The sequence below is a fragment of the Streptomyces sp. NPDC088745 genome, assembly GCF_044751045.1.
In the GTDB taxonomy this organism is placed as follows: Bacteria; Actinomycetota; Actinomycetes; order Streptomycetales; family Streptomycetaceae; genus Streptomyces; species Streptomyces cremeus.
On the sequence record NZ_JBIVLB010000001.1, the window covers coordinates 958,017 to 983,223 of the forward strand.

The 25,207-nt window shown below is 71.9% G+C and carries 20 protein-coding genes and 4 tRNA genes; 14 read left to right on the plus strand and 10 right to left on the minus strand.

Annotated elements, in window-relative coordinates:
- Window positions 1–56: 56 nt before the first annotated feature.
- The 4 genes from ACIP93_RS04350 (at window position 57) to purM (ending at window position 4,692) form a co-directional block, all read left to right on the plus strand.
- Window positions 57–908 carry a sterol carrier family protein gene (locus ACIP93_RS04350; protein ID WP_401755480.1) on the plus strand — a complete coding sequence of 284 codons (852 nt, stop codon included), beginning with the start codon at window positions 57–59 and terminating at the stop codon, window positions 906–908.
- A gap of 148 nt (window positions 909–1,056) precedes the next feature.
- Window positions 1,057–1,920, plus strand: a complete 864-nt coding sequence (locus tag ACIP93_RS04355) for an META domain-containing protein (RefSeq protein ID WP_401755482.1) — start codon at window positions 1,057–1,059, stop codon at window positions 1,918–1,920.
- Between the two features lie 120 nt (window positions 1,921–2,040).
- Window positions 2,041–3,567: an amidophosphoribosyltransferase gene (gene purF, locus ACIP93_RS04360; protein ID WP_401755485.1), complete on the plus strand. Its 1,527-nt coding sequence runs from the start codon at window positions 2,041–2,043 to the stop codon at window positions 3,565–3,567.
- A 48-nt stretch (window positions 3,568–3,615) separates the two neighbouring features.
- Window positions 3,616–4,692 carry a phosphoribosylformylglycinamidine cyclo-ligase gene (gene purM, locus ACIP93_RS04365; protein ID WP_401755488.1) on the plus strand — a complete coding sequence of 359 codons (1,077 nt, stop codon included), beginning with the start codon at window positions 3,616–3,618 and terminating at the stop codon, window positions 4,690–4,692.
- A 195-nt stretch (window positions 4,693–4,887) separates the two neighbouring features.
- On the opposite strand, the gene ACIP93_RS04370 is transcribed toward purM, so the two are convergent.
- Entirely contained in the window at window positions 4,888–5,136 is a 249-nt protein-coding gene (locus ACIP93_RS04370; RefSeq protein ID WP_345220585.1) for a DUF3073 domain-containing protein, read from the minus strand.
- 275 nt (window positions 5,137–5,411) lie between these two features.
- The gene (locus tag ACIP93_RS04375; protein ID WP_345220583.1) at window positions 5,412–6,497 is read right to left on the minus strand and encodes a Glu/Leu/Phe/Val dehydrogenase dimerization domain-containing protein; all 1,086 of its coding nucleotides are present in this window, start codon (window positions 6,495–6,497) and stop codon (window positions 5,412–5,414) included.
- A 196-nt stretch (window positions 6,498–6,693) separates the two neighbouring features.
- Between ACIP93_RS04375 and ACIP93_RS04380 the strand changes: the two genes are divergently transcribed.
- The gene (locus ACIP93_RS04380; RefSeq protein ID WP_401755491.1) at window positions 6,694–7,545 is read left to right on the plus strand and encodes a hypothetical protein; all 852 of its coding nucleotides are present in this window, start codon (window positions 6,694–6,696) and stop codon (window positions 7,543–7,545) included.
- A 622-nt stretch (window positions 7,546–8,167) separates the two neighbouring features.
- Window positions 8,168–8,374, plus strand: coding sequence for a developmental transcriptional regulator BldC (gene bldC, locus ACIP93_RS04385; RefSeq protein WP_003949541.1), 207 nt, complete (start codon window positions 8,168–8,170; stop codon window positions 8,372–8,374).
- 603 nt (window positions 8,375–8,977) lie between these two features.
- Here the strand turns inward: bldC and ACIP93_RS04390 are convergent.
- From ACIP93_RS04390 to hrpA, 3 genes are all read right to left on the minus strand, one after another.
- Window positions 8,978–9,223 carry a DUF6274 family protein gene (locus tag ACIP93_RS04390; protein WP_401755494.1) on the minus strand — a complete coding sequence of 82 codons (246 nt, stop codon included), beginning with the start codon at window positions 9,221–9,223 and terminating at the stop codon, window positions 8,978–8,980.
- A 117-nt stretch (window positions 9,224–9,340) separates the two neighbouring features.
- A tRNA-Asp gene (locus ACIP93_RS04395) sits at window positions 9,341–9,415 on the minus strand.
- 100 nt (window positions 9,416–9,515) lie between these two features.
- Window positions 9,516–13,439, minus strand: coding sequence for an ATP-dependent RNA helicase HrpA (hrpA, locus tag ACIP93_RS04400; RefSeq protein ID WP_345220577.1), 3,924 nt, complete (start codon window positions 13,437–13,439; stop codon window positions 9,516–9,518).
- Window positions 13,440–13,710: 271 nt separating this feature from the next.
- Here hrpA and ACIP93_RS04405 point away from each other — a divergent pair, with 271 nt between their 5' ends.
- The 3 genes from ACIP93_RS04405 (at window position 13,711) to ACIP93_RS04415 (ending at window position 15,869) form a co-directional block, all read left to right on the plus strand.
- The gene (locus ACIP93_RS04405) at window positions 13,711–14,070 is read left to right on the plus strand and encodes a hypothetical protein (RefSeq protein ID WP_401755497.1); all 360 of its coding nucleotides are present in this window, start codon (window positions 13,711–13,713) and stop codon (window positions 14,068–14,070) included.
- 75 nt (window positions 14,071–14,145) lie between these two features.
- Entirely contained in the window at window positions 14,146–15,006 is an 861-nt protein-coding gene (locus ACIP93_RS04410; protein WP_401755500.1) for a DsbA family protein, read from the plus strand.
- A complete protein-coding gene (locus tag ACIP93_RS04415; RefSeq protein ID WP_401755503.1) occupies window positions 15,003–15,869 on the plus strand; it encodes a cytochrome c biogenesis CcdA family protein in 867 nt (288 codons plus the stop codon). Before ACIP93_RS04410 ends, ACIP93_RS04415 begins: the two co-directional genes overlap by 4 nt.
- A gap of 71 nt (window positions 15,870–15,940) precedes the next feature.
- Here the strand turns inward: ACIP93_RS04415 and ACIP93_RS04420 are convergent, their stop codons facing one another.
- The 5 genes from ACIP93_RS04420 to ACIP93_RS04440 form a co-directional block, all read right to left on the minus strand.
- Entirely contained in the window at window positions 15,941–18,016 is a 2,076-nt protein-coding gene (locus ACIP93_RS04420; RefSeq protein WP_401755506.1) for a LamG domain-containing protein, read from the minus strand.
- A gap of 165 nt (window positions 18,017–18,181) precedes the next feature.
- Window positions 18,182–18,255 (minus strand) — tRNA-Phe (locus tag ACIP93_RS04425).
- Window positions 18,256–18,275: 20 nt separating this feature from the next.
- Window positions 18,276–18,350 (minus strand) — tRNA-Asp (locus ACIP93_RS04430).
- A 38-nt stretch (window positions 18,351–18,388) separates the two neighbouring features.
- A tRNA-Glu gene (locus tag ACIP93_RS04435) sits at window positions 18,389–18,461 on the minus strand.
- An 81-nt stretch (window positions 18,462–18,542) separates the two neighbouring features.
- Window positions 18,543–20,015: a metallophosphoesterase gene (locus ACIP93_RS04440; RefSeq protein ID WP_401755509.1), complete on the minus strand. Its 1,473-nt coding sequence runs from the start codon at window positions 20,013–20,015 to the stop codon at window positions 18,543–18,545.
- A 461-nt stretch (window positions 20,016–20,476) separates the two neighbouring features.
- Here ACIP93_RS04440 and ACIP93_RS04445 point away from each other — a divergent pair, with 461 nt between their 5' ends.
- The 5 genes from ACIP93_RS04445 to ACIP93_RS04465 all read left to right on the plus strand — a co-directional run bounded on the left by ACIP93_RS04445 (window position 20,477) and on the right by ACIP93_RS04465 (window position 24,997).
- Complete coding sequence (locus tag ACIP93_RS04445) at window positions 20,477–20,827, plus strand: metallopeptidase family protein (protein ID WP_345220564.1); 351 nt, start codon at window positions 20,477–20,479, stop codon at window positions 20,825–20,827.
- Window positions 20,824–21,228, plus strand: a complete 405-nt coding sequence (locus ACIP93_RS04450) for a CrcB family protein (RefSeq protein WP_401755513.1) — start codon at window positions 20,824–20,826, stop codon at window positions 21,226–21,228. Before ACIP93_RS04445 ends, ACIP93_RS04450 begins: the two co-directional genes overlap by 4 nt.
- Window positions 21,225–21,599 (plus strand): fluoride efflux transporter CrcB, encoded by a 375-nt coding sequence (gene crcB, locus ACIP93_RS04455; protein WP_401755516.1) that lies wholly within the window; start codon window positions 21,225–21,227, stop codon window positions 21,597–21,599. Before ACIP93_RS04450 ends, crcB begins: the two co-directional genes overlap by 4 nt.
- A 192-nt stretch (window positions 21,600–21,791) precedes the next feature.
- Complete coding sequence (locus ACIP93_RS04460) at window positions 21,792–22,394, plus strand: hypothetical protein (protein WP_401755518.1); 603 nt, start codon at window positions 21,792–21,794, stop codon at window positions 22,392–22,394.
- 194 nt (window positions 22,395–22,588) lie between these two features.
- Window positions 22,589–24,997: a DEAD/DEAH box helicase gene (locus ACIP93_RS04465; RefSeq protein ID WP_401755521.1), complete on the plus strand. Its 2,409-nt coding sequence runs from the start codon at window positions 22,589–22,591 to the stop codon at window positions 24,995–24,997.
- Window positions 24,998–25,207 lie beyond the last annotated feature (210 nt).

Here is a 25,207-nt window from a genome sequence, read left to right on the forward strand (position 1 = left end):
CCGCACCCGTGCGGTGCGCGGGGCCGCTGTCAGTGGCCTCCTCTAACCTCGGGGACATGGCACAGAACGCTCGCTCCACGCCCGGCCGCAAGAAGCCGCGCGCCTACGACCCGGTGAAGATCCGGGCCGCCGTGCTCGCCCAGTTCGAGCTGGTCAGGGAGGTCGTCGAGGGGCTCTCCGAGGAGCAGCTCGCGCGGCCGGGCGGCGTGGGGGAGCGGTCGGTGCGGGAGCTGGCCGCGCGGGTGCCGACGGCGCTGGAGTCGGCCGTGCGGAGCCTGGCGGAGCCGGCGCGGGGCGCCGCCGAAGTGGGCCTGCTGGACTGGCCGTTCGCCATGGCGAAGCACGGCGCACGGATCTCCGAGGACGGGGCGGGGAGCGCCCAGGACGCGGAGGGGACGGCCGAGGACACCGCAGGGCCCGCCGCGGACGTGCCGGTCGCCGAGCTGTACGCGAGGGCCGCCGCCGCCGTCGCCGAAGCGCTCCCCGGCGCGGACGGCGACCGCGTCGTCCCCACCCGGGTCGGCGCGATGCGCTTCGCGGACTTCCTGGTCACCCGCACCGTCGAGCTGGTCGTGCACAGCGACGACCTGGCGCGGGCCGCCGGCGTCGAGGTCCCGTTCGACCGGCAGGCCCTCGCCGCGTGCACCCGGCTGCTGGCCGACGCCCTCGCGGTGAAGGCTCCCGGAGCCTCCACCGAGGTGCGGATCCCGCCGTTCGCGGTGGTGCAGTGCATCGAGGGCCCGAGGCACACCCGGGGCACCCCGCCGAACGTGGTGGAGACCGACCCGCTGACCTGGGTGCGGCTGGCCACAGGACGTGCACAATGGGCCGCCGCCGTCGAGAACGCGCAGGTCAAGGCCAGTGGCGAGCGTGCTGATCTGATGGGAGTGCTGCCAATTCTGGGATGAGGGGGAACGCCTGCCGCGGAGGAAGTGGAACCGGAGCCGTCCCCCGTTCCGTCACAGCGGCATGCAGAAGACGCCGAAGCTCACGACGCGGAAGCCCAGGACGCCGAAGCCCAGTACGCCGAAGCTCACGAGGCTGAAGTCGCTGGGCGTGCCCGTCACCGCCGCGGCCCTCCTCGCGCTGACCGCCTGCGGTACGGAGACCACCCCGGGCGGCGACAGGAAGAGCGCCGGGCAGGGAGCGGGGCAGGGCACCGTGCAGCCGGACCTGGCGCTGACCGGGGTGCGCTGGACGGTCGAGAGCTCGACGGCGGACGGCCGGAAGGCCGCCGCGCCCGAGAACACCTTCGTGCAGATCGACGACAAGGGCGCGGTCAAGGGCAACTACGGCTGCAACTCCTTCACCGGACGGGCCACGGTGAAGGGCGACACGGTCACCCTCGACAAACTGCTGTCGACCCAGATGGCCTGTGACGTCCAGGACTTCGAGCTGGCGATGCGCAAGGCCTTCAAGGAGCCGCTGAAGGCCGCCGTGGACGGCGACCGGCTCACGCTGACCACCGCCACGGGCGACACCCTCGCCCTGACCTCCCGCCCGAAGAAGGAGCCGGCGGCCCCGCTCGCCGGGACCAGGTGGACCGTCACCTCCTTCTCCGACCGCAAGACCGTCGACGGCGGTGGCGGCGGCGACGGCGGTGGCGGTGACGGCGGAAGCACCGCGTCCACCGTGCCGGCCGACCTCGCCGGAAAGGCCCACCTGACCTTCGGCAAGGACGGTTCGCTGAGCGGCCGCACCGGCTGCAACTCCCTGACCGGCACGGCGAAGGAGAGCGGCGGCAAGCTCGTCCTCGGACGCGTCGCGACGACCCGCAGGATGTGCCAGGGGGCGGCCGGCGAGGTCGAGAAGAAGATCCTGAAGGTGCTGACCGGCACGGTGTCCTACACGGTGGACGGCCGCGCCCTCTCCCTCACCAGCCCCGCCGGAGCAGGTCTGGAGGCCACCGCCGCCCCCTAGGTCCCGCCCCCCCTCGCCCCGGCCCTGACCTGGGCCTCAGCAGGACCGTTTCGTCCCGGGTCAGGGCCCTCGCGCATCCCCAATTCGGACCAGTGCTCGGTCTCGCCTACACTCGGTTGCGTGCCTCGTGGTGATGGACGACTCAACCACGACCTGCTCCCCGGTGAGAAAGGCCCCCAGGACGCTTGCGGCGTCTTCGGTGTCTGGGCTCCCGGCGAAGAGGTCGCCAAGCTCACCTATTTCGGACTGTATGCACTGCAGCACCGGGGACAAGAGTCCGCGGGAATCGCAGTAAGCAACGGGTCGCAGATCCTGGTCTTCAAGGACATGGGACTGGTCTCGCAAGTCTTCGACGAAACCTCTCTCGGCTCCCTCCAGGGCCATATCGCGGTCGGTCACGCCCGCTACTCCACCACCGGAGCCTCGGTGTGGGAGAACGCGCAGCCGACGTTCCGTGCCACCGCGCACGGCTCGATCGCGCTGGGCCACAACGGAAACCTGGTCAACACGGCGCACCTCGCCGAACTGGTCGCCGGTCTCCCCAAGGAGAACGGCCGCGCCACCCAGGTGGCGGCCACCAACGACACCGACCTGGTCACGGCCCTCCTCGCGGGCCAGACCGACGACGACGGCAAGCCGCTGACCGTCGAGGAGGCCGCCGCAAAGGTGCTCCCCCAGGTCATGGGCGCCTTCTCCCTCGTCTTCATGGACGAGGGGACCCTCTACGCGGCCCGCGACCCGCAGGGCATCCGCCCGCTGGTGCTGGGCCGCCTGGAGCGCGGCTGGGTGGTGGCCTCCGAGTCCGCCGCCCTCGACATCTGCGGAGCCAGCTACGTCCGCGAGGTCGAGCCGGGCGAGATGCTGGCGATCGACGAGAACGGTCTCCGTACCTCCCGATTCGCAGAAGCGAAGCCCAAGGGCTGTGTCTTCGAGTACGTGTACCTCGCGCGCCCCGACACCGACATCGCGGGCCGCAACGTCTATCTCAGCCGGGTCGAGATGGGACGCAAACTGGCCAAGGAAGCCCCTACCGAGGCCGATCTCGTCATAGCTACGCCCGAATCCGGCACTCCCGCCGCGATCGGTTACGCCGAGGCCAGCGGAATTCCGTACGGCTCGGGACTCGTCAAGAACGCCTACGTCGGCCGGACCTTCATCCAGCCCTCGCAGACCATCCGCCAGCTCGGCATCCGTCTGAAGCTCAACCCGCTGCGCGAGGTCATCAAGGGCAAGCGCCTGGTCGTGGTGGACGACTCCATCGTCCGCGGCAACACCCAGCGCGCCCTGGTGAAAATGCTCCGCGAGGCGGGCGCGGCGGAGATCCACATCCGGATCTCCTCGCCGCCCGTGAAGTGGCCGTGCTTCTTCGGCATCGACTTCGCGACCCGCGCCGAGCTGATCGCCAACGGGATGACCATCGAGGAGATCGGCACCTCGCTGGGCGCCGACTCGCTCGCGTACATCTCCATCGACGGCATGATCGAGTCGACGACGATCGACAAGCCGAACCTCTGCCGCGCCTGCTTCGACGGCGAGTACCCCATGGAACTCCCCGACCCGGAGCTCCTCGGCAAGCAGCTCCTGGAGACCGAGCTCGCGGCGGGAGTGGCCGGCACGGCCGCCGCCGAAGCGCTCCGTCGCCCGTAGCCGGCCCGCCACACCCTCGCTGTACGACACGAAAGTTCTCACCTCCCCATGTCTGAGAAGACTGAGACCACCGGTGCCAGCTACGCAGCCGCAGGCGTCGACATCGAAGCCGGCGACCGCGCCGTCGAGCTGATGAAGGAGTGGGTGAAGAAGACGAAGCGCCCCGAGGTCCTCGGCGGCCTCGGCGGGTTCGCCGGTCTCTTCGACGCCTCCGCCCTCAAGCGCTACGAGCGTCCGCTCCTCGCCTCCGCCACCGACGGCGTCGGCACGAAGGTCGACATCGCCCGCCAGCTCGGCGTGTACGACACCATCGGCCACGACCTCGTCGGCATGGTCGTGGACGACCTCGTCGTCTGCGGCGCCGAGCCGCTGTTCATGACCGACTACATCTGCGTCGGCAAGGTGCACCCGGACCGCGTCGCCGCCATCGTCAAGGGCATCGCCGAGGGCTGTGTGCTGGCCGGCTGCGCCCTGGTCGGCGGCGAGACGGCGGAGCACCCGGGCCTGCTGGGCCCGGACGACTTCGACGTGGCGGGCGCGGGCACCGGTGTCGTGGAGTACGACCGGCTGCTGGGCGCGGACCGGATCCGGGAGGGCGACGCGGTGATCGCGATGGCCTCCTCCGGTCTTCACTCCAACGGGTACTCGCTCGTACGGCATGTGGTCTTCGACCGCGCCGGCTGGGCCCTCGACCGCGAGGTGCCCGAGTTCGGCCGCACGCTCGGCGAGGAACTCCTGGTGCCGACCAAGATCTACTCGCTGGACTGCCTGGTCCTCACCCGCACCGCCGAGGTCCACGCGTTCAGCCACATCACCGGCGGCGGCCTGGCCAACAACCTGGCCCGTGTCGTCCCCGACCACCTGCACGCCACGGTCGACCGCTCCACCTGGACCCCCGGCGCCGTCTTCGACGTCGTCGGCCGGGCGGGCAAGGTCGAGCGCCTGGAGCTGGAGAAGACCCTCAACATGGGCGTCGGCATGATCGCCGTCGTTCCGCAGGAGTCGGTCGACGTCGCGCTGGCCACGCTGGCGGACCGGGGCGTCGAGTCCTGGGTGGCCGGAGAGATCCTGGCCCGCGGCGACCACCGCGAAGGCGCCGGGCTGACCGGCGACTACGCGAAGTAGGACACAGTCGCCCGGCCGTGTCCCACCTGGCCGGGCGCCGTGCCCCACCGGCACGGCGACACGACGCACAGAACCCGGCCCGGGACTCTCGTCCCGGACCGGGTCCGGTGGAACTGCTCAAACCTTATGAAAATGTTCGAGGTGTACGAACGCCAGAACTGCCAAAACCGAACCGGCCGCACCGGAACCGAAGCGTCAAGCGCCCCGGCGCCGCGACGAAGGACCCGACTCATCGTCGTCGTCCACGTCGTTGTACTGCGACGCGTACTGTGCGTACGGGTCGTCTTCCTCGTCATCGTCCTCGAACGGCTCGCCATTCGGCGGCTGTTGCGAAGTCGAAGCGCCCAGCTCACTGGCCAGACGCGACAGGTCAGTCCCGCCGCTGCTGTACTTCAGCTGGCGGGCGACCTTCGTCTGCTTGGCCTTTGCCCGGCCGCGCCCCATGGCTCGACCCCCTCGGTGACGGGGCTCGACGGCCCCAGAGTCTTGACACGCGTTCATGGTTGGGAACGGGCTCTCCGTGAAGAGACCGGTCCGCAGGACTTCAACGGTACCTGCTTCTTTGGCCATACGGTACGCCGCCCGCAGGAGACACCTCGAAGCACAGCCCGCGGGGAGCCCCGTCCCCGCTGGTCAACCGCGATTTTAGCCCCTTCCTGACGCCCGACCCGCCGAGGGGGGTGAGCCATGTCTCCCCCACGGCGGGCCGGGCCCCGCCGTCAGCGCCGGGCGCGCGCCTCGGCCATCCGCTGCTCGGCGATCCGGTCGGCCGCCGCGGCCGGCGGAACACCCTCTTCCTTCGCACGTGCGAAGATTTGCAGTGTGGTGTCGAAGATCTTCGCGGCCTTCTTCTTGCACCGGTCGAAGTCGAAGCCGTTCAGCTCGTCGGCGACCTGGATGACCCCGCCCGCGTTCACCACGTAGTCGGGCGCGTACAGAATGCCCCGGTCCTGGAGGTCCTTCTCCACCCCCGGGTGCGCGAGCTGGTTGTTGGCCGCGCCGCAGACGACGGAGGCGGTGAGCACCGGCACCGTCGCGTCGTCCAGCGCACCGCCCAGCGCGCAGGGCGCGTAGATGTCCAGGCCCTCGACCCGGATCAGCGCGTCGGTGTCGGCGGCCACCCGCACCTGCGGGTGCCGGTCGGTGATCCGGCGCACCGAGTCCTCGCGCACGTCGGTGATCACGACCTGCGCCCCGTCCTCCAGCAGGTGCTCCACCAGGTAGTGCCCCACCTTGCCGACGCCGGCGACGCCGACCGTACGGCCGCGCAGCGTGGGGTCGCCCCACAGGTGCTGGGCCGAGGCGCGCATGCCCTGGAAGACGCCGAAGGCGGTGAGCACGGACGAGTCGCCCGCGCCGCCGTTCTCGGGGGAGCGGCCGGTGGTCCACCGGCACTCGCGCGCGACGACGTCCATGTCGGCGACGTACGTGCCGACGTCGCACGCCGTCACGTACCGCCCGCCCAGCGAGGCCACGAACCGGCCGTACGCCAGCAGCAGTTCCTCCGTCTTGATCTGCTCCGGGTCGCCGATGATCACGGCCTTGCCGCCGCCGTGGTCGAGCCCGGCCAGGGCGTTCTTGTAACTCATCCCGCGCGAGAGGTTGAGGGCGTCCGCGACGGCCGCCGCCTCGCTCTCGTACGGGTAGAAGCGGGTGCCGCCCAGGCCGGGACCGAGGTCCGTGTTGTGCAGGGCGATGACGGCCTTGAGGCCGGAGGCGCGGTCCTGGCAGAGCACGACGTGTTCGTGGCCTCCCTGCTCCGAGCGGAACAGGGTGTGCAGGACGCCGTCGGAAGATGCGGTCACGGTGGTGACTCCCAAGTACGAGGCGGTGAAGCCCTCTTGCGGGTGGAGAGGGCCGGTGGGCATGAGCGTAGGGCCTGAGGGCCCGTTGCCGAGGGCCGGTGCCCGAGATCACCCCCTTTCCGACTACCCCCGTGGGACGATTTGCTTCCGGTCCGCAGTCGAGCCGTCACGGCGGCCGTAGGTGAGGAGCAGACGCGTGCCCCTGGCGTCATCGGTGATCGTCCCGTACGTGTCGTCCCTGCGGGTGTACGAACCGCTGGCGGCCTTCCCCGAACCCGAGCGCACCCACTGGGCCCGCTACGCGCGTCGCCCCGTCCTGCCCACCGGACAGGACGAGCTGCGCGCGGCCCTGGCCGACCTGCTGCCCACCCCGCCGGTCGCGGTGCCGGTGCACGAGAGCGGCGACGCGTACGTGGCCGAGGCCGAGGGGGTCGTGGTGGTCTGCCCGTGGCGGACCCGGCTGCGCGGCTGGCAGGCCCTGGAGGAACTGCCCGAGCACTACCCGCCGGCCCTCCTGGACGCCGTGCTGCCCCCTCTCGTACGGCGGCAGGCGAGCGCGGACTACGCGCGCTGGCGGGAGCGGAACCCGGACGCGCGGCCGTGGATCAGGACCTCGGTGTGGCAGGTGCCGGTGCGGTGGTTCGTGCTCTTCGGGGACGAGGAGCGGGAGTTCGCCGGGGCGGACGGCGAGCAGGCGGCGCGGCTGCGCTACCGGACGCCGATGGTGCAGGCCAGGCGGCGGGTGGCCCGGGGCCTGCGGACGCTGCGGCAGCAGGAGGGCGAGGGGCGGGAGGGTCCGCTGGTGACGGGTCTGGTGGACGTGGGGCGGTGGCTGGAGGAGTTCCACCCGCGTTCCCTCGTCGAACTGGATTACGGGGGCCTCACCCACGTGCTCGACGAGACGCAGCTCGCCGAGGACCGGTCGGCGGCGGACGTCGCCGAGGGCATAGGGGCGCTGCGGGCCGGTGACGCGGAGGGCGCGGCGGCGGCGTACGAGCGGCTGGCGGAGCGGTGGCGGGCGGTCAGGCACCGGCAGTTCGCCAACTGAGGCCCGCTCCCCTTCCGGAGGGCGGAGTCCCGTTTCCGTGGTGCGGAGGGCGACTTTCGGTCGTTCCGGATGGCTGAATGCTGAATACTGCACACGATTTGAGCAAAACCTGAGCTTTATCTGAACCACACCGTGATGTGGTGCGTGTGACATGTGAGGACGGATGGACAGGTGGGTCGGGACCTACGTCCTGATCCGGGCTTTTGTGTCAAGCGTGACGGACCACACTTATCTGCCCCTTGCGCCCATCCCCCGCCCTCGTGTCAAAATAGGACAAGGAGTCCGGAGAGGGCTCCTTCCGTCCAACTAAGGGCGGAATGCTCGGTATTGCTCGCTATGGGGGGTCTGACGACTCCCGATCGCTCTGTGACTGATCGTCACTGTGACGTAACTGTCCGCTATGGCATGGTCCATCGGCTTCCGTCGCGGATGAACACCTCAGAGGGCAATTCCGTCGGTTTGGCCCACACGGCTGGACGGATGGTGTAGTTGTAGTGCCGAGGACAAGCCGTTCGTCCTATAACCGACTCGGCCCGCGTCCGCCATTTCGGGCAACGCGGGTCAAGGTGCAGAATTTAGAGGAAAGAACCGTGAAGGTTCGGTTCTCCCGAGGAGGCCGCTCATGACCGCTCGCACCCCTGACGCCGAGCCGCTGCTGACCCCGGCTGAGGTCGCCACGATGTTCCGCGTGGACCCGAAGACGGTGACCCGCTGGGCAAAGGCAGGGAAGCTCACGTCCATCCGCACGCTGGGTGGGCACAGGCGTTACCGCGAGGCCGAGGTCCGCGCACTGCTCGCGGGTATCCCGCAGCAGCGCAGCGAGGCCTGAGGCATCGCATTACCTGGCACTACCGCTTCACACGCTTTATTGAGTCACAGCATTCGCGTCACCGCTTTACCCGCAGTAACGGCATGACAGGGCAACACCCCGCAATATCAGGGCAATTCGGACCCGAGTCCCCCAACTCGGGCCGTTGGCCCGCCCTTGCACCACCCCGAGTACCTCTCGGCACGCGCCCGCCCCAACGGGTGGCTGCCGATGATCGCGCCGGACTCCGCCGAGTCCGGCGCGATTTTTTTGCGCCCGGGCCGCACCGGACCCCGCCCGGCCCCGGCCGGCCCCTGGAGGCCCGTGGGCGGCCCCTGTGTGCGCCTCGGGCCTCCGGGGGGCTGTGAGCCGCGCTCCGAGGGCTGGAGTGCCGCCTGCGGCCGTGACCCGGGGAGGGCTCGGGAGGTGATCCGCGGGGAGGTCCGGGGAGGCCGGAGCGGGCCTGCCGGAGAGGGTGCAATTGCACATATTAAATTGACGACTTGTAGGGCGGGGATAAGCGCACCCCGTCCTACAAACTGTTTCCGTGACGCCCGTCACACGACAGGGCGCCCCTCACGATGGAGCCTGCCACCGGCGGCGGGTCCGATCCCGGGGCGATGGTCATGGAACAGGGGGACTTTCGTCCTGAGCCGTTCCGTCCTCGTCCTCGGCCGGACACCCGGCTCCGTACCCCGCTCCGTACTCGTACTCGTACTCGTACTCCTCGACGTGCTGCTCGGCCATGGCCAGCCGCAGCAGGCGCAGGCAGACCGGGCACCTCCCGGTGCGGTGCCGGTAGTTCTGGGCCGCCGCCAGGTGGGCGCGCAGCAGGGCCCGTGTCTCGTGCTTCTCCGTGGATGCCGCCATGCGCACCTCCGCCCGACCGGGGACCGAAATCCCTTGGTCTCCGGGGTACCGGTGGCAGGTGCCGCCGTCAAGACGCGCGAAAGCCCCGATCCAAAAGGATCGGGGCTTCCATCACTGCGGTCCTGACGGGATTTGAACCCGCGGCCTCCACCTTGACAGGGTGGCGAGCACTCCAAACTGCTCCACAGGACCTTGCTCCGCAGCCGCTCCGCAGGTGTCTGCGTGTTGCTGCGAGTCAGACTGTACAGCAGGTCAGAGGGTGCAGTCGAACCCGCTCGGACCGGGCGGCCCGCTACGGGGCCGCCGCGTCGATCGCCTTCACGATCCGCTTGTCGGAGACCGGATAGGCGGTGCCCAGGGCGTGCGCGAAGTAGCTGACCCGCAGCTCCTCGATCATCCACGGGATCTCCCGCACCTCCGGCGGCACCGGCCGCCCCTGCGGGAGCTGCTCCAGGAGCCAGGCGTACTCGTCCTGCATCTCGTGGACCTTCTCCATGCGCGCGGTGTCGCGCTGGGCGCCGGTCGGCATCTGCTGGAGGCGCCGGTCGGCGGCCACCAGGTAGCGCATCAGGTGCGGCAGCCGCTTCAGGCCGGTCTTCGTGACGAAGCCCGCGGGCATCAGGGCGTCCAGCTGCCTGCGCACGTCGGCGAGGTTGGCCAGCAGCACGGGGCTGCTGGTCGACTTCAGGCGGCGCTCGCAGGCCTGCCACGCGGCCAGCACCTGCTGGACCTGGCCCACGGTCCGTACCGTCGCGTCCACGAGGTCGGCGCGGACCCTGTCGTACAGCTTCCGGAAGGACTCCTCGTCCCAGGCCGGGCCGCCGTGGTCGGCGATCAGCTTGTCCGCGGCGGCCATGGCGCAGTCGTCGAAGAGCGCCTGGACGGAGCCGTGCGGGTTGCTGGACAGGGCCAGCTTCTGCTGGTTGGTGAGCTTGTCGGAGGCGAACTTCGCCGGGTTCACCGGGATGTTGAGCAGGATCAGGCGGCGGGTGCCGGCCCACATCGCCTGCCGCTGCTCGGCCTCGGAGTCGAAGAGCTGCACGGAGACCGAGGCGCCCTTGTCGACCAGCGCCGGGTACGCCTTCACCGGCTGCCCGGCCCGCTTGGTCTCGAAGACCCTGGTGAGCGTGCCGATGGTCCAGTCGGTGAGGCCGGTGCGCTCGATGGTCCCGCCGCCCGAGCGCTCGGCGGTGGCCGCCGCCGCCTTGGAGAGGGCCTGCCGGGCCTTGGGGCGGAGCTTCAGCCGCAGGGCCTCCAAGTCCTTGTCCTCGGCGAGCTTCTTGCGGCGCTCGTCGACGATGCGGAACGTGACGCGCAGGTGGTCCGGGATGCGGGAGAGGTCGAAGTCGGCCGCGGAGACCGGCACCCCGACCATCTTCTGGAGCTCGCGGGCCAGCGTGAAGTGGATCGGCTCCTGCAACGGGACCGCGCGGTCCAGGAACTTCTGCGCGTAGTTCGGCGCGGGCACGTAGTGCCGGCGGACCGGCTTGGGGAGGGAGCGGATCAGCTCGGTCACGACCTCTTCCCGCAGGCCCGGGATCTGCCAGTCGAAGCCCTCGTCGGTGACCTGGTTGAGCACCTGGAGCGGGATGTGGACGGTCACGCCGTCCGCGTCCGCGCCGGGCTCGAACTGGTAGGTGACCCTGAACTTCAGCGCGCCCTGCCGCCAGTGGTCCGGATAGTCGTCCTTGGTGACGCCCGCGGCCTTCTCGTTGATGAGCATCTCGCGCTCGAAGTCGAGGAGTTCGGGCTCCTCGCGCTTCTTGTGCTTCCACCACGAGTCGAAGTGCGCGCCGGAGACGACGTGTTCGGGGATGCGCTGGTCGTAGAAGTCGAACAGCGTCTCGTCGTCCACCAGGATGTCGCGGCGGCGGGCCCGGTGCTCCAGCTCCTCGACCTCGGTGAGGAGCCTGCGGTTGTCGGCGAAGAACTTGTGGTGCGTGCGCCAGTCGCCCTCGACCAGCGCGTTGCGGATGAAGAGGTCGCGGGAGACCTCGGCGTCGATGCGTCCGTAGTTCACCTTGCGCTGGGCGACGATCGGGACGCCGTACAGCGTCACCCGCTCGTACGCCATGACGGCCGCCTGGTCCTTCTCCCAGTGCGGCTCGCTGTACGTGCGCTTCAGCAGGTGCTGGGCGAGCGGCTCGATCCACTCGGGCTCGACCCTGGCGTTCACCCGCGCCCACAGGCGGGAGGTCTCGACCAGCTCGGCGGACATGACGAAGCGGGGCTGCTTCTTGAAGAGCGCGGACCCGGGGAAGATCGCGAACTTGGCGTTCCTGGCCCCCAGGTACTCGTTCTTGTCGGTGTCCTTGAGGCCGATGTGGGAGAGCAGGCCCGCGAGCAGGGAGGTGTGGACGGAGGTCTCCGGCGCGTCCTCCTCGTTGAGGTGGATGCCCATCTGCTTGGCGACCGAGCGGAGCTGGGCGTAGATGTCCTGCCACTCCCGGATGCGCAGGAAGTTGAGGTACTCCTGCTTGCACATCCGGCGGAAGCTGGACGAGCCGCGCTCCTTCTGCTGCTCGCGGACGTAGCGCCAGAGGTTGAGGTACGAGAGGAAGTCGGAGGTCTCGTCCTTGAACCGGGCGTGGTTCTGGTCGGCCTGCTGCTGCTTCTCGACGGGCCGCTCGCGCGGGTCCTGGATGGAGAGCGCGGAGGCGATCACCATCACCTCGCGCACGCAGCCGTTCTTGTCGGCCTCCAGGACCATGCGGGCCAGGCGGGGGTCGACGGGCAGCTGGGAGAGCTTGCGGCCCTGCTGGGTGAGCCGTTTCTTGGGGTCCTTCTCGTTCGGGTCGAGGGCCCCGAGCTCCTGGAGGAGCTGGACGCCGTCGCGGATGTTGCGGTGGTCCGGCGGGTCGATGAAGGGGAACTTCTCGATCTCGCCGAGCCCGGCGGCGGTCATCTGGAGGATGACGGAGGCCAGGTTCGTACGGAGGATCTCGGCGTCCGTGAACTCCGGGCGGGTGAGGAAGTCGTCCTCGGAGTACAGGCGGATGCAGATGCCGTCGGACGTACGGCCGCAGCGGCCCTTGCGCTGGTTGGCGCTGGCCTGGGAGATCCGCTCGATCGGGAGCCGCTGCACCTTGGTCCGGTGGCTGTACCGGGAGATGCGGGCGGTGCCGGGATCGATGACGTACTTGATGCCCGGGACGGTGAGGGAGGTCTCGGCGACGTTCGTGGCGAGGACGACGCGGCGGCCGGTGTGGCGCTGGAAGACGCGGTTCTGCTCGGCGTGGGAGAGCCGGGCGTACAGCGGGAGCACCTCGGTGAGGCGCAGTTTGCGTTTGTTCAGGGCGTCGGCGGTGTCACGGATCTCCCGCTCCCCGGAGAGGAAGACCAGGATGTCGCCGGGCCCCTCGGCCTGGAGCTCCTCGACGGCTTCCGCGATGGCGGTGATCTGGTCGCGGTCGGAGTCGTCGCCCTCCTCCTCCAGGAGGGGGCGGTAGCGGACCTCGACGGGATACGTGCGTCCGCTGACCTCGACGATGGGCGCGTCGCCGAAGTGGCGGGAGAAGCGCTCCGGGTCGATCGTCGCGGAGGTGATGACGACCTTGAGGTCGGGGCGCCGGGGGAGGAGCTGGGCGAGGTAGCCGAGCAGGAAGTCGATGTTGAGGCTTCGCTCGTGGGCCTCGTCGATGATGATCGTGTCGTACGCGCGCAGTTCGCGGTCGGTCTGGATCTCGGCGAGCAGGATGCCGTCCGTCATGAGCTTGACGAAGGTCGACTCCTGGTTCACCTGGTCGGTGAAGCGGACCTTCCAGCCGACGGCCTCGCCGAGGGGGGTCTTCAGCTCGTCCGCGATGCGTTCGGCGACCGTGCGGGCGGCGATGCGGCGGGGCTGGGTGTGCCCGATCATGCCCCGGACGCCCCGGCCCAGCTCCATGCAGATCTTGGGGATCTGCGTCGTCTTGCCGGAGCCGGTCTCGCCCGCGACGATCACGACCTGGTGGTCGCGTATCGCGTCGGCGATGTCCTGCTTCTTCTGGCTGACGGGGAGGGTCTCGGGATACGTGACCGGGGGCACCCGCGCGGCGCGGGCGGCCACTTTGGCGGCGGACTTCTCCGCCTCGGCGGCGATCTCGTCCAGGACGGCCTGCCGGGCCTCCGGCTTGCGGATACGACGGGCGCCTTCGAGACGGCGGCCGAGGCGGTGTGCGTCACGGAGCGAGCTCTGGGCGAGGGTGGCCTGGAGGTCGGCGAGGGAAGTAGACATACCTGGTCCAGGATCTCACTCCCGGTCTGTTCATGGCGAACCCATTTCGGTGGGGGGCGATGCGGGTCCTCCGCGGCTCCGGTCCTCTCCGGCCCCCTCTGGTCCTCTCCGCCCCCTCTGGTCCTCTCTGGTCCTCTCCAGCCCTCCCCGGTCCTCGCGTCCGGGGGCGCGGCCGGGTGCGCCCGGGGGGCGGACACCGGCGCGTACCCTCGGGGGGTGGGCGCTGTGACGTCCCGGCAGAGCTCGCTCGTACCCGCCCCGAGAGGCCCCCGTGTTGTCCGTCGCCCCCCTGAGCCGGCTGATCGCCGTCCTGGTGCTGGCGGTCGGGCTGCTGCTGTGCGGTCCGGCCGGCGCGGTGCCGGGGGCGGAGGGCCGGGCGGCGCCGGCGGCCTTCGAGGTCCGGGACGACGCGCCCGGGTGCAAGCCGGTCTCCGGGCACGGCACCGGGCAGCCCTCCTCGCCGCCGCGCAGCTTCCTCTCGTACGAGCTGATGCCCGCCCTCTTCGAAGCCCCGGGCGCCCAGGCCGCCGCCGCCGTCGACCGGCTCCTGGCGGCCCCGGCACCCGGCCGCGCACCGCCCCGGGCGGCCCCGCCGACCCCCGTGGACCTCGGCGTCCTGCTGCGCGTCTAGGGCGGACACCGGGCACACCCCTGCCCGTTTCCGGCCCTCAGACAGCCCCGTCAGGAGAACAGCACAGCCATGTCCATGAACAAGACCAGCGGCAGCAAGAACAGCAGCACCAAGAACAACGGCGGCAGGAAGAGCAGCGGCAGGACCCGCGGCGTCCTCATCGGCTCCGGTGTCGTCGCCGCCGCGGTGCTCCTCGGCCTCGCCTCCTACTCCGCGACCAAGCCCGACGACCGCGACACGCCCGGTTCGGTCCTGGAGGTCACCGCCTCCCCGGGCGACGGGGCCGAGGCGGCTCCCGAGACCGGTGTCTTCCCCGAGCTGGAGAAGCTGGCCCGCCGCATCGAGGGCGACCCCCTCGCCCAGGGGAAGGCCGACGCGCCCGTCGTCATGGTCGAGTACGCCGACTTCAAGTGCGGCTTCTGCGGCAAGTTCGCCCGCGACACCGAGCCGGAACTGGTGAAGAAGTACGTCGAGGACGGCACCCTGCGCATCGAGTGGCGCAACTACCCGATCCTCAGCGACGAGTCCGACGCCGCCGCCCGTGCCGCCTGGGCCGCCGGGCAGCAGGGCCGCTTCTGGCAGTTCCACGCCGCCGCCTACGCCAAGGACGCCAAGCAGAAGGGCTTCGGCGAGGAGCAGCTCAAGGCGCTCGCGCGGCAGGCCGGGGTGCAGGACCTCGACAGGTTCGCCGCCGACACCGGGAGCGAGGCGGCGAAGACGTCCGTACGGAAGGACAAGGAGGAGGCGTACGCGCTGCGGGCCACCGCCACCCCGTCCTTCCTGATCAACGGCCGCCCGATCTCCGGCGCGCAGCCCGACCAGGTCTTCGTGCAGGCCGTCGAGTCGGCCAAGAAGGCCGCCGCCAAGAAGCCGGCGGGCGGGAAGGGGACCGCGGAGGAGGGCGCGGCCGAGAAGGGCGCGGAGGGCTCGCGGTGACTCCCGACATCGGTTACTTCGCCGCCTTCCTCGGCGGTCTCCTCGCCCTGGTCAGTCCGTGCAGCGCCCTGCTGCTGCCCGCGTTCTTCGCGTACTCGATCGACTCGACGTCCCGGCTGCTGGCCCGCACCGGCCTCTTCTACCTGGGGCTGGCCACCACCCTGGTCCCGCTGGGCGCGGCGGGCTCCTTCGCCGGGCGGTTCTTCTACGGCAACCGGGGGCTGCTGATCACCGCCGCCGGGTGGCTGATCATCGCGCTCGGGGTCGCGCAGATCCTGGGCATGGGGTTCGCGTCGAAGAGGATGGCGGAGCTGTCCGGCCGCATCCGCCCGACCACGGCCCTGTCCGTGTACGCCCTGGGCGCGGTCTACGGCCTCGCGGGCTTCTGCGCCGGGCCGATCCTCGGCAGCGTCCTGACGGTCGCGGCCGTCGGCGGCAGCCCGGTCTACGGCGGGCTGCTGCTCGCGGTCTACGCCCTGGGCATGGCCGTGCCCCTCTTCGTCCTCGCCCTGCTCTGGGAGCGCTTCGAGCTGGGGCGGCGGAGGTGGCTGCGCGGCCGGACCCTCGCCCTGGGCCGCTTCGAACTGCACACCACCTCCCTCCTCTCCGGGCTGTTCTTCGTCGCCCTGGGCGTCCTCTTCCTCGCCTTCGACGGCGCCACGGCCCTGCCCGGCCTGCTCGACGTCGACGACTCCTTCGCCGTCGAGCAGTGGGCCTCCCGCCTGGGCGCCGCGGTCCCGGACTGGGCGCTGCTGGCGGGCGTGGTGGGGGCGGTGGGGGTGGGCCTGGGGGTGCGTGCCGTACGCAACCGCAGGAACGACAGCGCCTCGGCCACCCGCCCCGAGGAACAGCCCTCCCGCTGACCGCACCCCCGCCGCGTCGCCCGCCCGGACAACGCGGCGGGCGGACGCGGCGGGGGCTGCGCGGCCGGGGGTCAGCCGCAGAAGCAGGGCTCCCCGAAGCCGAAGCTCAGCATGCTGACGTCGGACGGGGAGAGCGCTCCGGAGAATGCCCGGACGTCGTCCACGTCCCCCTTCAGGTACTCGCCCCAGCCGTCGCCCGCGTGGGCCCGGCCCACGTGGAGACCTGTGCCGCTCTGCCAGGAGGACGGGACGGAGACCGTCGCTCCGTCCGCCGTGGAGCCGTTCAGGTAGAGCTGGAAGGTGCCTGCCGCGCGGTCGTGGACCACGGCCACATGGTTCACGGAATCCCGCTGGTCCCGCTGGACCGCCACCCACTCCCGGGCTCCCGGCCGGTCCGCCTCGGTCAGCACGAGCTGCCACTGGGAGGACTCGGGCACGTACCGGACCTTGAAGGCGTCCGTATGGGTGCCGCCCTGCGCGAGGACGGTCATCGGGCCGCCGTCCGCCGCACCGGCCAGGCGGACGCGTGCGGCGACGGTGAAGCTGTCGCTCGTGTCCACCGCCGGGCGGACGGTCGACGCGTGACCGTCCGTGCCGTCCAGGACGAGGTAGCCGCCTCCGTCGAAGTTGAGGGGATCGGCCTGGTCGATCTTCGCGCCGCCGTGCAGGGCGAGCGGCTGCCCGCCGGCCAGGTCCGGAGTCGTTCCGTCCGGAAGTGCCGCCGCCATGTTCCAGTTGCCCGTGGAGACCGGCTTGCGCCGGGCGTTCTCGGCGATCTCCGGCGCGAAGGCCAACCTGTCGTGCAGCTGTACGTCGCCGAGCCCGCCCCGCCATGCCGCCTGATGGCCCAGCAGCCCCCTTTCCCGCCCCAGTTGCAGGTCACCGGCGGTCGTGAAGGGCTTCACCTGCTGAGCGACACCCGCCTCCCGCCCGTCGACGAACAGCCGAGCGGTCTTCGCCACCGGGTCGTGCACACCGGTGAGATGGGTCCACTTGCCGGCGGCGGGGGAGCCGCCGACGACCCGGGTGCCGCCGACCGTGAACGCCCACCCGGCGGAATCGCCCGCGGTACGCAGCCCCAGGGAGAACAGCGCGGCGGTACCGGAGTCCTGGCTCACCGCGGTCATGCCCCGGTCGAGCCGGTCCGGCCGCACCCAGGCGCTGACGGCGAAGCCGGTGCCGGGCTTGACCACCGTGGCGCCGGGCGTCAGGAAGCCGTTGGCCGAGCCGTCGAGCACGGCCGCCGTCGTCAGTCGGGTGCCGGACGGCCCGGCCGCGCCGAAGGCCACTCCGCTGCCGGCCCGCGCGGAGGGCCCGGCCGTGGCCGTGGCGACGGGGGAGCCGACGGGGTCGCCCAGTGTCCAGCGAGCGACGGGTTCCCTGGCGGACCTGACCCGGAAGACGTACTGGGCGGACGGACTGTGGTTGCCCGCACGGTCCACGGCCTGGACGGAGACGGTGTCCACCCCGCTCCGCTCCGCCAGGTGCGGTATGACGACCGGAAGGCCGGGACCGCGCGCGGGCAGGCTGCCGTGGGCGCCGGTGCTGAAGCGGTACGCGTAGGAGACGACGTCCTCGGCCGGCGACGCGGCCCGGAAGCTGGTGCGGATGCCCACGCCGTCGTGCCAGGCGTCGTCCTGGGGGAAGTCGGAGGAGGTGATCACGGGCGGCTCGGGGACGTCGTTGTCGTACACGAACCGGCAGGCGGCACCCGTGCTGGTGGCGCTCCACGGGGACCACAGCGCGCCGTCCGAGGTGCGCACCCGCCACGCGACCGGGGTGTGGGGCGGTACGTCGTCCGGCAACTGCCACTGGAACTCGTGGCTCTGGCCGGGCAGGACGTCCGTCTCGAAGCTGCGCCGCTGCTCCTTGCCGGCGGAGTCCTTCCACCAGGCTTCGAACTGGCCGCTCAACCGGGCGGTGCTGTCCGGATCACGCAGGACCGCGCTGACGACGGGACGGCTGCGGATGTACGGCGGTGCCGCATTCGGCGCGCACGCCAGGCCGTTGGTCCGCAGATCCGCGGCGGCGGGCCTGGGCGGCGGCCGGTTCTCGTCCGCCGCCGACGCGGTGCCCGGCAGGGCCCCCGTCATGAGCAGTGCGACGGCCACCGCCGTCGTCGCTCTTCGTCTCGTTCTTCCGGTCATGCTGCCCCTCCCCTGATGGCGTCCGTCACAGTTGACGGACCGCTGGAGGTTAACAACGGCCACTGACAGGAGAGTGATCATTTTTCGGCCGGGGGACCCGGCAGCGCCCTGCGGGCCGGGGGAACGCCGAAAGGCCCCGTCCTGAGGACGGGGCCTTTCGAAGGGTGGCTGGGGCCGGGATCGAACCGGCGACCTATCGCTTTTCAGGCGATCGCTCGTACCAACTGAGCTACCCAGCCACTGCGACCGAAATCGCAAGCGGTCCTGACGGGATTTGAACCCGCGGCCTCCACCTTGACAGGGTGGCGAGCACTCCAAACTGCTCCACAGGACCAAGCAATGTGCGAGCACGAGTCTCGCACAGGTGTGGCGTGCCCCCAACGGGATTCGAACCCGTGCTACCGCCTTGAAAGGGCGGCGTCCTGGGCCACTAGACGATGAGGGCTAATTGGCCCGCCTTTGCGCTTCGCAGCGCGTCGGGGACGTCAGAAGCATATGGGATGCCGGGGGGTATCGCCAAAACGGTTTAGCGGGAGGGGGCGGAGGGGGTCGGGGCGGGGGTCGCCCCGGGGCGGTTGGTTTCCGGGAGGTGGCGGCTGACCTCGGCGGTCGTCAGGCCCAGGCCGCCCAGGGTGATCTCGTCCCAGGCCTGGAGGCGGCGCGTGTCGCGGTCCAGGTAGAGCAGGGAGGCACGGATCTTCTCGGGCTCGCCCTCGCCCTCCACGGCGCGCAGGCCGCCGCCGCCCGTGGAGCCCTCGACCATCAGGCGGGTGCCCCGGGGCAGGATCTCGGTCTTGCGGGAGTGGGTGTGGCCGGCCAGGGCCAGCGGGACCTCGCCGTCGGTCTGCGCCGCGGCGACCGGGTTGTGGGCGACGGCGATGTCGGCCGGGGTGCCGGCGGCCTTCTGGCCGCGCAGGGAGGCGGCGAGCCGGGCGCCCGCGAGGCGCTCGGCGGGGTCGCCCTGGGCGGCGACGGAGCGGTCCGGGGTGAACTGGGGATCGCCCGTGCCCGCCACGCGCAGGCCGCCGGCGACGGTGACGGCACTGCCGTTGTCGAGGACGTGCACGTTCTTGAGGCGTGACAGGTACGCCTGGGTGGCCGCCGAGTCGTGGTTGCCGCGCACCCAGATGTACGGCGCGCCGAGGTCGGGGATCGGGTCCAGGAAGACGTTCTCGGCACTGCTGCCGTGGTCCATGGTGTCGCCCGAGTCGATGATCGCGTCGATGTCGTACTGCTCGACGAGCGAGCCGATGATGCGCCAGGACGCCGGGTTGAGGTGGATGTCCGAGACGTGCAGGACGCGGTACGTGGAGGGGGACGGCTGGTAGGCGGGGAGGGTGGAGGCGGCGTCGTACAGCTTGGTGACGTTGGTGACCAAGCGGGCCAGCTCCTGCTGGTACACGTCGAACTCAGTGACGATGCTGCGGGCGTCACCGACGACCGAGGGCGCGGAGGAGAGCAGTCCCGAGAACTTCGGCTCCAGCACGGACTTCGGGTTCCAGGTGGCGTACGCGGCCCCGCCGGACGCGGTGAGGAGCGCCAGCGCGAGTCCGCCGGCCGCCAGGGCGCGGCGGGGGCTGCGGTAGACGGCGAGGCCGAGGGCGGTGGCGCCGGCGAGGACGGCGCAGCCGGAACGCAGGGCGAGGGCCAGGGTGCCGGACTCGACGTCCCTGGTGATCTCCTCCTGGAGGCCGGAGATCCGTTCGGGGTGGTTGACCAGGGCGGCGGAGCGCTCCGGGTCGAGCTGGTCGATGTCGACGTCGAGGCGGACGGGGGCGGTGTGGGAGTCCAGCTCCAGGGCGCCCAGGGGCGAGACATTGATCTTGGTGCCGCCGGTGAGGGAGGGACGCAGGGTCATGGTGGTGTCGACGGGGCCGACGGGGGTGCGTACGTCCCCCGCGGCGAGCAGGCCGAGCCAGGCGCCCAGCAGCACGACGAGGAGCAGGCCGAGGGGGCGGGCCCAGGGGTGCGGGAGGGGTGCGAGGTCGGCGCGGGCCATTGGAGGCGTATGCCCGCCCCCGCACGGGGCTATGCCGCCCCGGGGCGCGGCGATGCGCCCCTCCCAGGGGCGCGGGGAACTGCGCGACCGGCCACGACGCTCCCGCAGTGAACCGGAGGCAGCCGCGCGGCAAGCGCTTTAGGGAAAGGGGCGGGTCCGGGGCCTCTCCTGCCCGAGCCGGGCGGGGCTGAGCGTCCGGTGCCGGGGCTGGGCTCTCGGCCTGGGCGGGGTCGTGCGTCCGGCGCAGGCGCTTGCGCAGGGGGCGGCACCCGGGTGGGCCGGGAGCGGGAGGGGCCGCCCCCTTGCCCGCCCGTCCCGCCCCCTTGGGGCGGCCCCGTCGCCCAAGGGGGCGGGGGCAGGGCGGCTGCGGCGCCCAAGGGAGCGGGGGCGGGGGTGCGTCGCCCAAGGGAGTGGGGGCGCAGGGGGATGCGGGGGGAGGGGGAGGCCGCAGAATGGGGGGTGTGCTGGAGATGACGCGTGAGGAGTTCGAAGAACTGGTCGCCGAGGCCCTGGACCGGATACCGCCCGAACTGACGCGGTTGATGGACAACGTCGCGGTCTTCGTCGAGGACGAACCCGCCCCCGACGACCCCGACCTGCTCGGCCTCTACGAGGGGACCCCGCTCACCGACCGCGGCGAGTGGTACGCGGGCGTGCTCCCCGACCGGATCACCATCTACCGGGGCCCCACGCTGCGCATGTGCGAGGACCGCGAGGACGTGGTGGCCGAGACGGAGATCACCGTGGTCCATGAGATCGCCCACCACTTCGGCATCGACGACGAGCGGCTGCACGCCCTGGGCTACGGGTGAGCGAGCCCTCCGCCCGTGCCGTCCTCGCCGCCGTCTCCCTCGGCGGCGCCCTCGGCGCGGGTGCGCGCTACGCGGTGCTGCTGGTCTGGCCCGTGCCCGCCGCGGGCTTCCCGTGGGCCGTGTTCGGGATCAACGTGCTCGGCTCCGGGCTGATCGGCGTCCTCATGGCGCGGGCGGAGGAGGGCGGCCTGCCGCCGCTGGTGCGGCCGTTCCTCGGGGTGGGCGTCCTCGGGGGCTTCACCTCGTTTTCGACGTACGCCATGGACCTGGGCGGGCTGCTGGAGCACGGCGAGCTGCTCACGGCCGCCGCCTACGCGCTCGGGACGCTCGCCGGGGCGCTCGGCGCGGTGGCGGCGGCCGCCGCCCTGACCCGCCGGGTGCGGCGCGGACGTACGGCGTGAACTGGGTGCTCGTCCTCGTGGGCGGCGCGGTCGGCGCGCCCCTGCGGTATCTGACGGACCGTGCGGTGCGCGCGCGGTACGGCGCCGGCTTCCCCGCCGGGACGCTCGTGGTGAACGCCGCCGGGAGCCTGCTGCTCGGCCTGGTGACGGGGGCGGTCGCGGTCGGGGCGGCGTCCGGGGCCGTGCACCTGCTGGTCGGGACCGGGCTGTGCGGGGCCCTCACGACGTACTCGACGTTCAGCTGGGAGACGCTGCGGCTGGCCGAGACCGGCCGGCGGCTGTTCGCGGCGGCGAACGTGGCGGTGTCCGTGCTGGTCGCGCTGGGCGCGGTGACGGCGGGAGCGGTGCTCGGGCGGGCCCTGGGCGGCTGATGCCGCGGACGTGCGGTGGTACGGGTGTGACGGCGCGGTGGTGGTCACGTGCCCGCGCGTGTCCCCGGCGGGGCCCCGGGAGTTGAGAGGGGCAGACCCCAACTCGCCGTTACGGCTCCGGGAGTGTCGCAGGGAAGTGTCGCAGACCCGTGCGCCGGCACCCCCGTGCGCCGTCGTCCCGGAGGTGCGCCCGTGCGCCAGTTGCCCGCCCCTGTCCGACTCGCCGCCGCGGTGCTCGCGGTGGCCGCCTCCGCCGGCTGCATGAGCGTCAGCGACGACCAGGGGAAACCGCTTCCCGTGCGCCCCGCCGCCCAGCAGGAGCAGGCCGGGCCGGACGACGGCGGCGCCGCGGTGGACGGCGAGGGCCAGGGGCGCCGGGACGGCGGCCCCGTCCCGCGCGGCGAAGGCGGCGAGGACGGCAAGGGCGCGGACCCCCGGGGCGGCGCCTCCCCGAACCCCAGCGCCTCGCCGGGCCCCGAGGCCACCCGCCCCGGCGCGGGCGGGGCCTCGCCGGGCGCCACGCCGTCCCCGGGGGCCGGAGACGGCCGCGCCACGCCGCCCCCGGGGAAGGCGAAGCCGACCCCTTCCCGGCACACCGAGGAGCCGCCGCGGCCCCAGCCCACGCCCACCGGGCCGCCCGAGCCGACCCCGACGCCGAGCGAGCCCGAGCCGCAGCCCACGCCGCCCTCCGAGACGCCCGCCGCGCAGAACCGCGCGGTGGACTCCCCGGCACCGGTGAAGTTCCGGCAGGTGCGCTCGGGGCCGGGGGTGAAACCGCAGGTCGTGGCGGTGTAGCGGAGCCGATTTGCCAGGTGTGGGGGAGGGTGCGTATGGTTATAGATCGTTTGATCCCATTGCCCGGCGCCGACACAGAAGAGCGCCGTGTGGCGCGTACTCTCCCTTGCCGTGACTGACCGCATCGAGGCGGTTTCACTTGCGATTCACGGAGTTTGGGCGCGTGCCGAGACTCCGAGAGGTTTCGCATCCGCATGTCTGTTTCCAGTTCTGACCGCACCGCCATGCCCGTTGACGAGCGCGTTGACGCCGTCACCGAGGCTGTCGAGTCGGTCTCCCCCGCCACGGAGGCCCCCGTCACGGAGGTCCCCGTGACGGAAGCCCCCGTCGTGGACACCACCGAGGTCGTGGCGGCCGCCACCGAGACCGCCGAGGCCGAGACCGCCTCCGAGGCCGTCGTCGAGACCGCTTCCGAGCCGGTCGCCGACGAGGCCCCCGCCGCCGAGGCCGACATCGACGCCGAGGCCGACGCCGACGCCGAGCCCGGCGTCACCTTCGCCGACCTGGGCCTGCCCGAGGGCATCGTCCGCAAGCTCGCCCAGAACGGCGTCACCGCGCCCTTCCCGATCCAGGCCGCGACCATCCCGGACGCCCTGGCCGGCAAGGACATCCTGGGCCGCGGCCGCACCGGTTCCGGCAAGACCCTCTCCTTCGGCCTGCCGACCCTGGCCTCGCTGGCCGGCGGCACCACCGAGAAGAAGAAGCCCCGCGCGATCATCCTGACCCCGACGCGTGAGCTCGCGATGCAGGTCGCGGACGCCCTCCAGCCGTACGGCGACGTGCTCGGCCTGAAGATGAAGGTCGTCTGCGGCGGTACGTCCATGGGCAACCAGATCTACGCCCTGGAGCGCGGCGTCGACGTCCTCGTCGCCACCCCGGGCCGACTGCGCGACATCATCAACCGCGGCGCCTGCTCGCTGGAGAACGTGCAGATCGCCGTTCTCGACGAGGCCGACCAGATGTCGGACCTGGGCTTCCTGCCCGAGGTCACCGAGCTGCTCGACCAGATCCCCGGCGGCGGCCAGCGGATGCTCTTCTCCGCCACCATGGAGAACGAGATCGGCACGCTGGTCAAGCGCTACCTGTCCAACCCCGTCACGCACGAGGTCGACAGCGCGCAGGGCAACGTCTCGACCATGACCCACCACGTCCTCGTCGTGAAGCCGAAGGACAAGGCGCCGGTCACGGCCGCGATCGCCGCCCGCAAGGGCCGCACGATCATCTTCGTCCGCACCCAGCTCGGCGCGGACCGCATCGCCGAGCAGCTCCAGGACTCGGGCGTCAAGGCCGACGCCCTGCACGGCGGCATGACCCAGGGTGCTCGTACGCGCGTTCTTGAGGACTTCAAGAAGGGTTACGTCAACGCGCTCGTCGCCACCGACGTCGCCGCGCGCGGCATCCACGTCGACGGCATCGACCTGGTTCTGAACGTGGACCCGGCCGGTGACCACAAGGACTACCTGCACCGCTCCGGCCGTACGGCCCGCGCGGGCAAGTCCGGCGTCGTCGTCTCGCTGTCGCTGCCGCACCAGCGCCGCCAGATCTTCCGGCTGATGGAGGACGCGGGCGTCGACGCCTCGCGCCACATCGTCGGCGGCTCGGGCGCGTTCGACCCGGAGGTCGCCGAGATCACCGGCGCCCGCTCGCTGACCGAGGTCCAGGCCGACTCCGCGACCAACTCGGCCAAGCAGGCCGAGCGCGAGGCCAAGGAGCTCGCCAAGGAGCTGGAGCGCGTCCAGCGCCGGGCGACCGAGCTGCGCGAGGAGGCCGACCGACTGGTCGCCCGTGCCGCCCGTGAGCGGGGCGAGGACCCGGAGACCGCGGTGGCCGAGGCCGCTGCCGCCGCCGAGGCCGAGGCCCTGGAAGAGGCCCAGGCCGAGGCCGCCGCCGCCGCGAAGGCGGCGGAGGAGCAGCGTCAGCGCCGCGACGACCGCGGCAACTTCGAGCGCCGTGACAACGACCGCGGCGGCTACCGGGGCAACAACGACCGCGGCGGCGACCGCGGCGGGTTCCGTGGCGGCGACCGCCGTGACGACCGGGGCGGCGACCGCGGCGGCTTCCGCCGTGACGAGCGTCCGGCCGGTGGCGGCTTCCGCCGGGACAACGACCGTCCGTCCGGCGGTTTCCGCCGCGACGACCGCGGCGACCGTCCCACCGGCGGCGGCTTCCGCGGCAACGACCGTCGTGACGACCGTGGCGGCCGTTCCTTCGAGCGTCGTGACGACCGTGCGTCCGGTGGTTTCCGCGGCGGCGAGCGCAGCGGCAGCGACCGCCCGGCGGCCACCGGCTACCGCGGCAACGACCGCCGGGACGAGCGTCCGGCCGGTGGCGGCTTCCGCCGGGACAACGACCGTCCGTCCGGCGGCTTCCGTCGCGACGACCGCGGCGACCGTCCTGCCGCCGGCGGCTTCCGCGCCGGTGGCAGCGACCGCCCGTTCAACCGCGACCGTCGTGACGAGCGCCCCTCGGGCGGCCGTTCCTTCGGCGGCGGCGACCGCCCGTACGGCCGTCGTGACGACCACCGCGGTGGTTCCGGCACCGGCACCGGCACCGGTTCCTTCGGCCGCCGCGACGACAAGCCGCGCTGGAAGCGCAACGGCTGAGTCGGCCTGAACCCGTAAGAGAGACGGGCCCGTTCTTGACGACCGGGCCCGTCTCTCTTTTCACTTCCGTCACATCCGGAACTGCTGTTGGCATCCGGCGACTTGTGTGGGGAACACAGGCGCGACGCGGCCGGGGGCCCTGGCCGTTCGGCCTCCTCCTGGGCTGCCGGGGGAGGGGCCGGGCGGATGGATCGTCGTACGAGGAGCAGA